Origin of the sequence: Pseudomonas sp. PSE14 (assembly GCF_029203285.1) — a bacterium.
Classification (GTDB): domain Bacteria; phylum Pseudomonadota; class Gammaproteobacteria; order Pseudomonadales; family Pseudomonadaceae; genus Pseudomonas.
This window is the reverse complement of record NZ_CP115669.1, coordinates 4,085,282-4,098,937: the sequence shown is the minus strand read 5'-3', so window position 1 is coordinate 4,098,937 and position 13,656 is coordinate 4,085,282. Positions and strand designations below refer to the sequence as shown.

The 13,656-nt window shown below is 63.3% G+C and carries 11 protein-coding genes; all 11 read left to right on the top strand.

What is annotated here, in order from left to right; genetic code table 11:
* Positions 1-4: 4 nt before the first annotated feature.
* Positions 5-1,276 carry a flagellar hook-associated protein FlgL gene (flgL, locus tag O6P39_RS18770; RefSeq protein ID WP_275607961.1) on the top strand — a complete coding sequence of 424 codons (1,272 nt, stop codon included), beginning with the start codon at positions 5-7 and terminating at the stop codon, positions 1,274-1,276.
* A gap of 268 nt (positions 1,277-1,544) precedes the next feature.
* The gene (locus O6P39_RS18765; RefSeq protein WP_275607960.1) at positions 1,545-3,047 is read left to right on the top strand and encodes a flagellin; all 1,503 of its coding nucleotides are present in this window, start codon (positions 1,545-1,547) and stop codon (positions 3,045-3,047) included.
* A gap of 78 nt (positions 3,048-3,125) precedes the next feature.
* A complete protein-coding gene (locus tag O6P39_RS18760; protein ID WP_275607959.1) occupies positions 3,126-3,461 on the top strand; it encodes a flagellar protein FlaG in 336 nt (111 codons plus the stop codon).
* 85 nt (positions 3,462-3,546) lie between these two features.
* Positions 3,547-4,998: a flagellar filament capping protein FliD gene (fliD, locus tag O6P39_RS18755; RefSeq protein ID WP_275607958.1), complete on the top strand. Its 1,452-nt coding sequence runs from the start codon at positions 3,547-3,549 to the stop codon at positions 4,996-4,998.
* 128 nt (positions 4,999-5,126) lie between these two features.
* The gene (gene fliS, locus O6P39_RS18750; RefSeq protein ID WP_275607957.1) at positions 5,127-5,507 is read left to right on the top strand and encodes a flagellar export chaperone FliS; all 381 of its coding nucleotides are present in this window, start codon (positions 5,127-5,129) and stop codon (positions 5,505-5,507) included.
* A 14-nt stretch (positions 5,508-5,521) separates the two neighbouring features.
* Positions 5,522-5,818 (top strand): flagellar protein FliT, encoded by a 297-nt coding sequence (locus O6P39_RS18745; RefSeq protein ID WP_275607956.1) that lies wholly within the window; start codon positions 5,522-5,524, stop codon positions 5,816-5,818.
* 259 nt (positions 5,819-6,077) lie between these two features.
* Positions 6,078-7,553, top strand: a complete 1,476-nt coding sequence (locus tag O6P39_RS18740; protein WP_275607955.1) for a sigma-54 dependent transcriptional regulator — start codon at positions 6,078-6,080, stop codon at positions 7,551-7,553.
* A 123-nt stretch (positions 7,554-7,676) separates the two neighbouring features.
* On the top strand, positions 7,677-8,900 hold the full coding sequence (locus O6P39_RS18735; protein ID WP_275611984.1) for an ATP-binding protein: 1,224 nt from the start codon (positions 7,677-7,679) through the stop codon (positions 8,898-8,900).
* A 5-nt stretch (positions 8,901-8,905) separates the two neighbouring features.
* Positions 8,906-10,324 carry a sigma-54-dependent response regulator transcription factor FleR gene (fleR, locus tag O6P39_RS18730; RefSeq protein ID WP_275607954.1) on the top strand — a complete coding sequence of 473 codons (1,419 nt, stop codon included), beginning with the start codon at positions 8,906-8,908 and terminating at the stop codon, positions 10,322-10,324.
* A gap of 1,200 nt (positions 10,325-11,524) precedes the next feature.
* Positions 11,525-11,857 (top strand): flagellar hook-basal body complex protein FliE, encoded by a 333-nt coding sequence (gene fliE, locus O6P39_RS18725; protein WP_207888497.1) that lies wholly within the window; start codon positions 11,525-11,527, stop codon positions 11,855-11,857.
* 11 nt (positions 11,858-11,868) lie between these two features.
* Positions 11,869-13,650 (top strand): flagellar basal-body MS-ring/collar protein FliF, encoded by a 1,782-nt coding sequence (gene fliF / locus O6P39_RS18720; protein WP_275607953.1) that lies wholly within the window; start codon positions 11,869-11,871, stop codon positions 13,648-13,650.
* The last annotated feature ends 6 nt before the right edge of the window (positions 13,651-13,656 follow it).

The following is a 13,656-nucleotide window of genomic DNA, read 5'->3' as shown; positions in this document are numbered from 1 at the left end:
GACCATGCGCATCTCCACCATCCAGGCATATAACAACTCGGTCGGCGGCCTGCAGAAGAACTACGGCAACGTCACCCGCACCCAGGAGCAGATCAGCACCGGCAAACGCATCCTCACCCCGGCGGACGACCCGGTGGCCTCGGTGCGCCTGCTGCAGCTGAGCCAGGAGCAGTCGCTCAACGATCAGTACAAGAGCAACATTACGGCGGCGAAGAACAGCCTTAACTCGGAGGAGTCGATTCTCAACTCCGTGGGTAATGTTATTCAGCGTATTCGCGAGATCGCTGTGCAGGCGGGCGATGGTGCCCAGGACAGCAGCGACAAGGGCGCCCTGGCGACCGAGCTCAAGCAGCGCGAAGACGAATTGCTCAATCTGCTCAACAGCAAGGATGCCAGCGGCAAGTACCTGTTCTCGGGCAGTCAGGGCGACAAGCAACCCTTCGTGCGCAATCCTGATGGCTCGTATTCCTACCAGGGAGACGAAAGCCAGCGCCAGGTGCCGATCGCAAGTAGCACCTTGCTGAGCATCAGCGATAGCGGCAAGGCGTTGTTCGATGATGTGACCAACGTCAACCGCGTAACGACTTCGGGGGGCGCCGCCAATACCGGAACGGGGCGCATCTCCTTGGGGACTGTGATCGACAAGCAGGCTTACGACGGCAGCTTCCCTTCCAGCGTGCCACCAGCGGCCAGCGATGGTATCGGCATCCGTTTTCTCGATAACGTCAATTACGAGGTTTACGACCTCAATGACCCGGCACTGCCCGGGGGGTATACCGCGCTTTCGACGGGCGCCATCGACAGCGATGACAAGACTCAGGACAAGATCACCTACGGTGGCGTCAGTGTCATCATCGACGGTCATCCGGCGGCGGGGGACGATTTCAGCATCAAGCGGGATCCGTCCAGCGAGAAGAAGGGGCTGCTCAACGTGGTCGCCGACCTGCGCAAGGCACTGGAGGGGGCTACCGACAACCAGGAAGGCAGCTACGCCATTCGCGACGCGACAGGGATCGCCATGACCAACCTGGATGCCGCCAGTAGCCAGGTGCTCTCCGGGCGCGGGCAGATCGGGGCGCGACTCAATACCATCGACTCCACCGAGACCTTTATCGACGACGTGAAACTGGTGAACACCGGCGTCATCTCCGACCTGCAGGACCTGGACTATGCCGAGGCGCTGTCGCGCTTGTCGATGCAGTCCACCGTCCTCCAGGCCGCGCAGCAGAGTTATGTGAAGATCAGCGGGCTGAGCCTGTTCAACTTCCTCAACTGAGTTCGCCCAGCAAACGAAAAAGCCCACGTGCCTAAAGCCGTGGGCTTTTTTGTCGATAACCCGAATGATCGCAGTTATTCACTGGAAAGTGTCGGTAAGTGGCTGCAAGTGTTTGATCTGGAAGATGAAAAAAATCTCTTGAATTTTTTCTAAAGCTCCCCGGATCAACGCCGATACATAAGTCGAATGCGAATTCTTGGTGTCCCTGAGCAAGCAGGCCGAGATATCGCAAGCTCAGGAACGAACAGGACCTCTGAAGGAGACCATCATGGCCCTTACCGTCAATACCAACATTGCTTCCCTGAACACCCAGCGTAACCTGAACAACTCGTCCAGCTCCCTGGGCACCTCGCTGCAGCGTCTGTCCACTGGCTTCCGCATCAACAGCGCCAAGGACGATGCCGCCGGCCTGCAGATCTCCAACCGCCTGTCCAGCCAGATCAGCGGCTTGAACGTTGCCGTGCGCAACGCCAACGACGGCATCTCCCTGGCGCAGACCGCTGAAGGCGCCCTACAGCAGTCCACCAATATCCTGCAGCGCATGCGTGACCTGTCCCTGCAATCGGCCAACGGCAGCAACGACTCTACTGACCGCGCCGCCCTGCAGAAAGAAGTAGGCGCCCTGCAAAGCGAACTGAACCGTATCGCTGACACCACTACCTTCGGTGGTCGCAAGCTGCTCGACGGCTCCTTCGGTTCCACCGCCTTCCAGGTCGGTGCGAATGCCAACGAGACAATCAACGTCTCCATCGGTGATGCCAGTGCCACCAAGATCGGTGCCTACACTTCCGACAAGGCGGGTACTGCCGGTAGTGGCTTTGGTCGCGCTACTACTGCAGTAGCAGCAGCTACTATGGCGGACTTTAAGATTGCATCGAACGGCAAGCAGTACGACGTGCAGGACATCGCAGCTGGTGACACTGCCGCCGCTATTGTGAGTAAGGTCAATAATGCCGGTTCTCCGGTCAAGGCGTCGGCTCGTACTGATGCTGTCCTGACCCAGACCGCTAACGCGAAGAGCTTCGACCTGAAGATCGAAGTTTTCAACTCTGATACCGGGGCGGCCAGCGCAGACTCCACCATCGATCTGAAAACTGTGACTTCCTTCGATCAGGTGGTCAGCGCGGTCAACTCCAGCGGTGCTGGCATCACTGCCAAGAAAAACGGCGACGGCACCTTGGAGCTGAGTTCCGCTACCGGTGCGACCTTTAAGATCACTGGTAAGAGTTACACTGACGTAGGGGGCACCACTGCAGGTGTCGCCGCCGATATGACTATGCAGGTTCGTTCCGCCGAGGATTCTGACGGTGACAACCTGGGCGATTTGTCCGCCGCTGCCGACATTGGTGCCGGCACTGCTTTTGCCAACGGGGCGATCAAGTTCAGTTCATCGGCTGCCTATTCTCTGTCGGGCACCAACGTGGCTCTGCTGACCGGCGAAGCTTCCGGCTCCCTGTCGAAAATCAGCGACGTTGACGTCAGCACCGCCTACGGCGCGCAGAATGCCATCGACGTAATCGACGCGGCCATCGCCTACATCGACTCCCAGCGTTCCGACCTGGGTGCCGTGCAGAACCGCTTCGACAACACCATCTCCAACCTGCAGAGCATTGCCGAGAACGCCGACAACGCCCGCAGCCGCATCAAGGACACCGACTTCGCCGCTGAAACCGCGAACCTGTCCAAGAACCAAGTGCTGCAACAGGCCGGTACTGCGATCCTGGCCCAGGCCAACCAGTTGCCGCAGTCGGTACTCAGCCTGCTGCGCTGATCGACGGCAGCGAGTTGACGTGACCACAGGAGGAGGGGGCGACCCTTCCTCCTTTTCGGCTTTTACGAGGATCGGAAGATGGATGTGAGTAAGGTTACTTCCATTGCCGGGCTGGGATCGTTCGAGCGGACGCCGAGTATTCGTCCGGTCCGGGAGGCAGTTACCCCCGACCAGGCGGCCGATCAGCAGGACTCGAAATCGCTGGACTCCGCTGTATCCGACATCCAGTCGTTCGTGCAGGGGATCCGGCGCAATCTCAACTTCAGCATCGACGACGCCACCGGTGAGGTGGTGGTGAAGGTGATTGATGCCGAGTCCGGCAAGGTCGTGCGGCAAATGCCTTCCGAGGAAGTGCTGAAACTTGCCGCCCGGCTCGACGATATTCGCAGTCTGATGTTCGAAACCCGCGCCTGAGGCGAGGTGTGTAACACTGGCACGAAGCCTGCAGGTCTGCGCGGTGACCGGTGGAGCCGGAACAGGATTTTGACGGAGGTGTGAAATGGGGATGACCATCACGGGTACGGGCACTGGCCTGAACATCGACAATATCGTTCAGACCATGGTGGCTGCCGAAAAGGCGCCCAAGCAGAACCAGCTCGATACCCTGGAAAAAGCCACCACCACCAAGATCACCGGAATCGGCTCGCTCAAGAGTGCCTTGAGCACGTTCCAGACGGCGCTGGAAGCGCTGAATAAGACCGCTAATTTCCAGGCCCGCTCGGCTACTTCTTCCAAGAATGACCTGATCGGCGTCACCGCCACCGACAAGGCCGGCATCGGCAGCTATCAGATCGAAGTCAAGCAGTTGGCCGCTGCCAGCAAGGTTGCGCTCGCCGCGATTCCTGCCAACGGCGACAAAGCTGCAACCTTTGGCCAGGGCACCTTGAGCATCAAGCTCGGCGACACTGCGCTGCCGGACATCAAGATCGACAGCAGCAACAACACCCTGGCTGGCGTGCGCGACGCCATCAATACCGCCGGCAAGGATGCGGGAGTCTCCGCCACTATCATCACCGACGAGCATGGTTCTCGCCTGGTGCTGAGCAGTTCCAAGACCGGCGCCGGCAAGGATATTTCCGTAGCGGTCAGCGGTGATGACGGTAGCGGTAGCGCCAAGCTGACCGACCTTGCCTTCACTCCGCCGGCGGTTCCCACCGACCCGACTATCCAGGATCCGCCCGCCGTCAGCGATCCTTCCGGCGCGCGCATGCTGGTGCGTTCCAAGAGTGCCGAGCTGACCGTCGATGGCCTGAAAATCACCAGCGAATCCAACACCGTCACCGATGCCCTCGAAGGCGTGACCCTGAATCTCAAGGGTGTGACCGAAGCTAGCACCCCGGTGACAGTGGGTGTGAGCCTGGACCAGTCGGGGGTCAAGAAGAACATCCAGTCCTTCGTCGACGCCTACAACGCACTGGTCAGCACCATCAATTCGCAGACCAAGGTCACCAAGGTTGGCGACGACAAGGCGCCGGTGACAGGGGCACTGGTCGGTGACGCGACGGCGCGCGCTATCTCCGCATCCCTCCATCAGGAGCTGGTGAATGTCCAGGGTGACGGCAAGATCCGTGCGTTGGCGGATCTTGGCATTACCACCCAGACCGACGGCACGCTGGCCATCGACAGCACCAAACTGGACAAGGCAGTGACCGGCAACTTCGATGAAATAACCGCGTTGTTCACGGGGGATAACGGCCTGGCTGCCCGCCTGACCGATCGTGTGAAGCCTTATACCATCACTAACGGTATCCTCGATCAGCGCAACAGTTCGTTGCAGGCAACGCTCAAGAGCGTGGATAAGCAGCAGGTGACGTTGGACGCCCGCATGACTGCCTTGCAGGAGCGCCTGTACAAACAGTTCAACGCGATGGATGCCTTGGTCAGTCAGCTCACCCAGACCACCAACAGCCTGACCAGCCAACTGGCCAGCCTGCCGTTCGCCAAGGGCTGATCTGGTAACTGCTGCATCGTGCCCGGCTTTGCGCCGGGCGCGACGAAAAAAATCTCAAGAAGCCTTCAAGCTCCTGCTTCACTGGCCGATACCTTGGTCAGTAGATGAATTCCCCGCAGGAGCCTGCCATGTACGCCATGAGAGCCATGAAGCAATACCAGCAAGTCAGCCTGGAAGCGCGCGTCGCCGAAGCGTCGCCGCACAGCCTGATCCAGATGCTGATGCAGGGTGGCCTGGAGCGCATGGCGCAGGCCCGTGGTGCCATCGAGCGTGGTCAGTTGGCCGAGCGTGGCGAGCTGATCAGCAAGGCCATCGGCATCGTCGGCGGTCTGCGCGAGGCGCTGAACCTGGAGCTGGGCGGCGAACTGGCGTTGAACCTCGATCGACTTTACGGTTACATGACCGAGCGCCTGCTGGAGGCCAACCGCAGTGGCGATGCCGCGATCCTCGACGAGGTGTCCGGCCTGCTGCGTGAAGTGAAATCGGGCTGGGATGCGATCGCCGCCTGAAGGAAGGACGAGTCATGAATCAGGCCATGCAACAACTCAACGAAACCCGCGCCGCGCTCTCCGCCGCGATGCACAACAAGGACTGGGACGCCATCGGCGAACTGGACCGCATGTGCCGCGAGCAGGTGGATGTGGCCATGCAGGACGCCGAGCGCGACGAGCAGGCCCTGCGTGACACCATGGAGCAGCTGCTGGCGCTCTACGCTGAGCTGGTCAAGGTCTGTACCGCCCAGCGTACCGCCATCGGCGAGGAACTGACCGCCGTGCGTCGCTCCAGCCAGGGCGCCAAGGTCTACCAGATGTTCGGCTGATCCGGTCGGATCAGCTTCCCCCGGCGGCCCGCGGGCCGCCGCCGTGTTTGTGCGAACCGCTCCTCGGTTCGATTGCCATGATCCGGGTCAACGCCCTTCGTCGGGCAGTATCAAAAAAAGCACGCCATAAATTTGACTCTTCCCGTGTTTTTGACTTTACTAGTGGCCAAATGCTGGCGATCACGGGGAATTGTGTCATCGCCAGGCTCGTGTCAGCAGCCGTTCGACGGCCTCAAAGCCCCGGGATGACAAGCTAAAGATGTGGCGCGAAACCAAGATTCTCCTGATCGACGACAACCAGGAACGGTGCCGTGACCTCTCGGTCATCATCGGCTTCCTGGGCGAAGACCAGATAGCCTGCGGTAGCCACGACTGGCGCCAGGCGGTCGACGCGCTGCCCAACGGCAGCCGCGACGTGCTCTGCGTGCTGCTCGGCAACGTGGAAAGCAAGGGCGGGGCGCTGGAGCTGCTCAAGCAGGTGGCCGCCTGGGATGAATACCTGCCCGTGCTGCTGATCGGCGAGCCTGCGCCTGCCGACTGGCCCGAAGAGCTGCGCCGCCGCGTGCTGGCCAGCCTGGAAATGCCGCCCAGCTACAACAAGCTGCTCGACTCCCTGCACCGCGCCCAGGTCTACCGCGAGATGTACGACCAGGCCCGCGAGCGCGGCCGCCAGCGCGAGCCCAACCTGTTCCGCAGCCTGGTCGGCACCAGCCGTGCCATCCAGCAGGTGCGGCAGATGATGCAGCAGGTCGCCGACACCGACGCCAGCGTGCTGATCCTCGGCGAGTCCGGCACCGGCAAGGAAGTGGTGGCGCGCAACCTTCACTACCATTCCAAGCGTCGCGATGCGCCCTTCGTGCCGGTCAACTGCGGCGCGATCCCGGCGGAGCTGCTGGAAAGCGAACTGTTCGGCCATGAGAAGGGCGCCTTCACAGGCGCTATCACCAGCCGGGCAGGGCGCTTCGAACTGGCCAACGGCGGCACCCTGTTCCTCGACGAGATCGGCGACATGCCGCTGCCGATGCAGGTCAAGCTGCTACGCGTACTGCAGGAGCGCACCTTCGAGCGCGTGGGCAGCAACAAGACGCAGAACGTGGACGTGCGCATCATCGCCGCGACCCACAAGAACCTCGAAAAGATGATCGAGGACGGCAGCTTCCGCGAGGACCTGTACTACCGCCTCAACGTCTTCCCCATCGAGATGGCCCCGCTGCGCGAGCGCGTGGAGGACATCCCGCTGCTGATGAACGAGCTGATCTCGCGCATGGAGCACGAGAAGCGCGGTTCGATCCGCTTCAACTCCGCCGCCATCATGTCGCTCTGCCGCCACGACTGGCCGGGCAACGTGCGCGAGCTGGCGAACCTCGTCGAGCGCCTGGCGATCATGCATCCCTACGGCGTGATCGGCGTGGGCGAGCTGCCGAAGAAATTCCGTCACGTCGACGACGAGGACGAGCAACTGGCGAGCAGCCTGCGCGAGGAGCTGGAAGAGCGCGCGGCGATCACCGCCGGACTGCCGGGCCTCGACTCGCCGGCCATGCTGCCGGCCGAGGGCATCGACCTGAAGGACTACCTGGCGAACCTGGAACAGGGCCTGATCCAGCAGGCGCTGGACGATGCCAGTGGCGTGGTCGCCCGTGCCGCCGAACGCCTGCGCATCCGCCGCACCACCCTGGTGGAGAAAATGCGCAAGTACGGCATGAGCCGTCGCGAGGAGGAGATGGCGGAGGATTGACGCCTCCGTCATGCTCATTCCTCTAACTCGTTGAAAATAAACGAGTAAATTTTAGGCACGCGGTTTGCTAAGACTCATCCGACCGACAGTTCTACGACGTCGGACGGATGAGAGAACCGCATGATGCCAGTCGCCCAACGCCAGTCCGAAACCACCACCCTTGCGTCTGTTGCAGAGAACAGGCCGGTGGAGGAGAGCAGCCGCGCGAATCTGGAACAGGCTTTCGCCCTGTTCAACCAGATGTCCAACCAGCTCAGTGAGTCCTACAGCCTGCTGGAGGCGCGCGTCACCGAGCTCAAGGGCCAGCTGGCCCTGGTCAGCGCCCAGCGCATGCAGGAGCTGGCCGAGAAGGAGCGTCTGGCCAATCGCCTGCAAAGCCTGCTCGACGTGCTGCCCGGCGGTGTCATCGTGCTCGATGCCCAGGGGGTGGTGCGCGACGCCAACCCGGTGGCCTGCGCGCTGCTCGGCAAGCCGCTGGTGGGTATGCTCTGGCGCGAGGTGATCGCCCGCAGCTTCGCTCCTCGCGCCGACGACGGCCATGAAGTTTCCCTGCGCGATGGTCGCCGCGTGTCCATCGCCATCCGCTCGCTGAACGGCGAGCCCGGCCAGCTCATCCTGCTCAACGACCTGACGGAAACCCGTCGCCTGCAGGACCAGCTGGCGCGCCACGAGCGCCTTTCCGCGCTGGGCCGCATGGTTGCTTCGCTGGCCCACCAGATTCGCACGCCGCTGTCCGCCGCCATGCTCTATGCCAGTCACCTGAGCGAGCAGGAGCTGCCGCTGGAACAGCAACAGCGCTTTGCCGGGCGGATCAAGGAGCGTCTGCACGAACTGGAGAACCAGGTCCGCGACATGCTGGTGTTCGCCCGGGGCGAACTGCCGCTGCCGGATCGCCTGGCGCCGACACAGCTGTTCACCAGCCTGCGGGCCGCTGCCGAATCCCACGTTGCCGGCCTGAACGTCCGTTGGCAGTGCGACGCCCGCGTGGGCGAGCTGCTGTGCAACCGCGACACCCTGGTCGGCACGCTGCTCAACCTGGTGGAGAACGCCATCCAGGCCGCCGGCCGCGACGTGCGCCTGAAGGTGCACCTGTATGCGCGCGGCGACAGCCTGCGCCTGTCCATCAGCGACAACGGCCCGGGCATGAGCGCCGAAACCCTGGCGCGCCTGGGCGAACCCTTCTTCACCACCAAGACCACCGGCACCGGCCTCGGGCTGGCCGTGGTCAAGGCCGTTGCCAAGGCCCACCAGGGCGAGCTGCGCCTGCGCTCGCGCCCTGGCCGTGGTACCTGCGCCACCCTGATCCTGCCGCTGATCGTGGCTCAATCCATCGCTCACAAGGAATGAACACCATGGCCGCCAAAGTCCTGCTGGTCGAAGACGACCGCGCCCTGCGTGAAGCCCTGTCCGACACCCTGATGCTCGGTGGGCACGACTTCGTCGCCGTCGATTGCGCCGAGGCCGCGCTGCCGGCCCTGGAGAAAGACGCCTTCAGCCTGGTTATCAGCGATGTGAACATGCCGGGCATGGACGGGCACCAGTTGCTCGGCCTGATCCGCGCACGCCATCCGCAACTGCCGGTGCTGCTGATGACCGCCTACGGCGCGGTGGACCGCGCGGTGGAAGCCATGCGCCAGGGGGCGGCGGATTACCTGGTCAAACCCTTCGAGCCGAAGGCCCTGCTGGAGCTGGTGGCGCGTCATGCGCTGGGTACCGTCGCCAGCAGCGAAGGCGACGGTCCGGTGGCGCTGGAGCCGGCCAGCCGGCAACTGCTGGAGCTGGCCGCCCGTGTCGCCCGCAGCGACTCCACCGTGCTGATCTCCGGCGAGTCCGGCACCGGCAAGGAAGTGCTGGCGCAGTACATCCACCAGCAGTCGCCGCGCGCCGGCAAACCCTTCGTCGCGATCAACTGCGCGGCGATTCCGGACAACATGCTCGAAGCCACCCTGTTCGGTCACGAGAAGGGCGCTTTCACCGGTGCCATCGCCGCCCAGCCGGGCAAGTTCGAACTGGCCGACGGCGGCACCATCCTGCTCGACGAAATCTCCGAAATGCCGCTGGGTCTGCAGGCCAAGCTGCTGCGTGTGTTGCAGGAGCGCGAGGTGGAGCGCGTCGGTGCGCGCAAGCCGATCAGCCTGGACATCCGCGTGCTCGCCACCACCAACCGTGACCTGCTGGACGAAGTGGCGGCGGGGCGTTTCCGCGAGGACCTGTACTACCGCCTTTCGGTATTCCCCCTGGCTTGGCGCCCGCTGCGCGAGCGTCCGGCGGACATTCTGCCGTTGGCCGAGCGTCTGCTGGCCAAGTACACCCGCAAGATGAACCTTGCGCCGGTCAGTCTCGGCGCCGACGCCCGCGCAGCCCTGCTGGCGCACCCGTGGCCGGGCAACGTGCGTGAGCTGGACAACGCCATCCAGCGTTCGCTGATCCTGCAGCAGGGCGGCCAGGTGCAGGCCGCCGACCTGTGCCTGACCGCACCCATCGGCCATGCGCCGCGTCCGGTGCTTGCTGCCGTGCCGGCGCAATCGGTGCCGCAGGCTGCTCCGGCGAGCGTCGAAATTCCGTCACCCTCCGTGCTGGAGGCGGGCGCCCTGGGGGAGGACCTCAAGCGCCGTGAGTTCCAGATGATCATCGATACCCTGCGCAGTGAGCGCGGCCGCCGCAAGGAGGCTGCCGAGCGCCTGGGGATAAGCCCGCGGACCCTGCGTTACAAGCTGGCGCAGATGCGCGATGCGGGGATGGATGTGGAGGCGTATCTGTACGCCAGTTGATGGTTTGACTTGTTCCCCTCTTGGCCCGCCGTTGTGCGGGCTTTTCTTTTGGGGACTCTGAGGGGGCAGCCCGTAGGAGCGGACTTTGTCCGCGATGCTTTTGGTTGTTGTTTGGGGGTTCAGCGTCGCTGCGGTGTGCTCGGATGTTTCTTGTTTCGCCCCCTCGGGCGAGTCACTTCTTCCAAACGCCGAAGAAGTAACCAAGAAGGCTTGCCCCTGCATCCGGTTTTTCGCTTAGGCGAAAAATTCCCTCGCTCCATCGAAGTTTCAGGGGCCCGCGTCGACGGGCCATCCATGGCCCAACGACGCTCTCGCGGCATCCATGCCGCTCAACCCCTGAAACTCCGATTCCACTCGGCCTCCTGATGGGGCGCTCCGGAGTGTGCGGATATTTCTCTGGAAGTCTTTAAAGCCAGAGCCAGAGCCAGAGCCAGAGCCAGAGCCAGAGCCAGAGCCAGAGCCAGAGCCAGAGCCAGAGCCAGAGCCAGAGCCAGAGCCAGAGCCAGAGCCAGAGCTATGCGGTGCGTATGCCTTCGTAGGAGAGACGGGGGCGCCTAGCCCTTGTCCGCGAAATCCGTGCTGACAGGGAGGTGCCCGGGTTTGTCGCCAACCTGTAGGAGCGAGCTTGCTCGCGAACCGAGGCTGATCGCGGACGGAGTCCGCTCCAACAAGAGCCACATGTATCCGTAGGAGCGGACTCCGTCCGCGATGCTCTTGCTTTTCGTAGGGAATAACGCGCAGCGTTATCCGCCGAGATGGGTATCGCTTCGCTCCACGCCATCCTGCGAAGAACACCCACCGTCACCGTCACCGGCGCCGGATGTCGGGGCAAGCCCTTTTTGTTCCTTTTGGGGTCCTATAAAGGGACTCGCCCGAGGGGCGAAACAAAATCTCCCAGCACACACCGATGCGGCGCAGAAACGCCGAGCAAGACGGCGGATAAAGCTCGAGGCGTTATGCGACCTTGCTCCAGGCAGGCGAGATACGTAGGTATTTTCCTGTTGGAGCGGACTCATCCGCGATGGATTTCGCGGATAAGATCCGCTCCTGCGGGAGCCGCGCCTTACGGCTCCGAACACCCCATCCCAGAGCCTTCCCATCAAAAAATCCCCATTCCCCAAACCTGGCACCCAAGTTGCAATCCCCTGTGCAAAGCGCCGCGCGGCGTCAAAAAACCGCGGCCAGTCGGAGGGGTAGGTAATGAGTCAGGGTGTCGAATTCAATCGTCTGCTGCTGGAGATGCGCTCCATGCAGATGGAGGCCATGGCCAAGTCGAAGGCGCAGGCTGCGCAACCGGCCGAGCCGGGCGCGCCGAGCTTCTCGCAGATGCTCACCCAGGCGGTCGACAAGGTGAACGGCACCCAGCAGGTCGCCACCGACATGGCCACCGCCTTCGAAGTCGGCCAGAGCGGCGTGGATCTCACCGACGTGATGATCGCTTCGCAGAAAGCCAGTGTGTCCTTCCAGGCCATGACCCAGGTACGCAACAAGCTCGTCCAGGCGTACCAGGACATCATGCAGATGCCGGTCTGAGGTAGCAGGTCATGGCTGACGCCACCGTAGACAGTCAGGTTCCCGCCAAGCTCGGCGCAGCGAAAAAACCGTTGCTGGGCCTGACCTTCCTCGAAAACCTCGCGGACATGCCCGTGCTGCGCCAGGTCGGCCTGCTGGTTGGCCTGGCCGCGAGCATCGCCGTCGGCTTCGGCATGGTGCTCTGGTCGCAGCAGCCGGACTACAAGCCGCTGTACGGCAGCCTCAACGGCGTCGACGCCAACAAGGTGGTCGAGGCGCTGAGCGCCGCCGACATTCCCTACAAGGTCGAACCCAATTCCGGTGCGCTGCTGGTGAAGGCCGACGACCTCGGCCGCGCACGCATGAAAGTCGCCAGCGCCGGCGTTGCGCCGACCGACAACAACGTCGGCTTCGAGATCCTCGACAAGGAACAGGCCCTGGGCACCAGCCAGTTCATGGAAGCGACCAATTACCGTCGCGGCCTGGAAGGCGAGCTGGCGCGCACCATCTCCAGCCTGAACAACGTCAAGGGCGCCCGCGTGCACCTGGCGATCCCGAAGAGCTCGGTGTTCGTCCGTGACGACCGCAAGCCCAGCGCCTCGGTGCTGGTCGAGCTGTACCCGGGCCGCAACCTGGAGCCGAGCCAGGTGATGGCGATCGTCAACCTGGTGGCGACCAGCGTGCCGGAACTGGACAAGTCCCAGGTCACCGTCGTCGACCAGAAGGGCACCCTGCTGTCCGACCAGCAGGAGCTCTCCGAGCTGACCATGGCCGGCAAGCAGTTCGATTACACCCGCCGCATGGAAAGCAACCTCAACCAGCGCGTGCACAGCATCCTGCAACCGGTACTGGGCAATGGCCGCTACAAGGCCGAAGTCTCCGCCGACGTCGACTTCAGCGCGGTGGAGTCCACCTCCGAATCCTACAACCCGGACCAGCCGGCGCTGCGCAGCGAGCAGACCAACAACGAGGAACGGCAGAACAGCAACGGCCCGCAAGGCGTGCCGGGGGCGCTGTCGAACCAGCCGCCGGGGCCCGCCAACGCGCCGCAGACCACTGCGCAGAACGCGCCGTCCGACTACGTCGCGCCGGGTCAGCCGCTGAAGGATGCCAACGGCCAGCCGATCATGGACCCGAAGACCGGCCGGCCGGAACTGGCGCCGTATCCCACCGACAAGCGCCAGCAGAACACCCGCAACTATGAGCTGGATCGCTCGGTGAGCTACACCAAGCAGCAGCAGGGCCGCCTGCGCCGGCTTTCCGTCGCGGTGGTGCTGGATGACCGGATGATCACCGACGCCAAGACCGGCGAGGTGACCCACAAGCCATGGACCGCCGATGAATTGTCGCGCTTCACCCGCCTGGTGCAGGACGCCGTCGGCTACGACGCCAGCCGTGGCGACAGCGTCAGCGTGATCAACGCGCCGTTCGCCCCGGAGCAGGGCGAGGAAATCGTCTCCCCGCCGTTCTACTCGCAGCCCTGGTTCTGGGATGTGGTCAAGCAGGTGCTGGGCATTGTCTTCATCCTGGTGCTGGTACTGGGCGTGCTGCGTCCGGTGCTGAACAACCTGTCGGGCAACAAGGGCAAGGCCCTGGTGGCCGGCGGCGCGGGCGCTGACGGACTGGGCGAGCTGGGTGGCCTCGACGGCGAGCTGTCGGACGACCGCGTCAGCCTCGGCGGCCCCGCCAGTATTCTGTTGCCGAGCCCGTCCGAGGGTTACGATGCGCAGCTCAATGCGATCAAGAGCCTGGTCGCGCAGGACCCCGGGCGTGTGGCTCAGGTGGTGAAAGAGTGGATCAATTCCGATGAGTAACCGCAC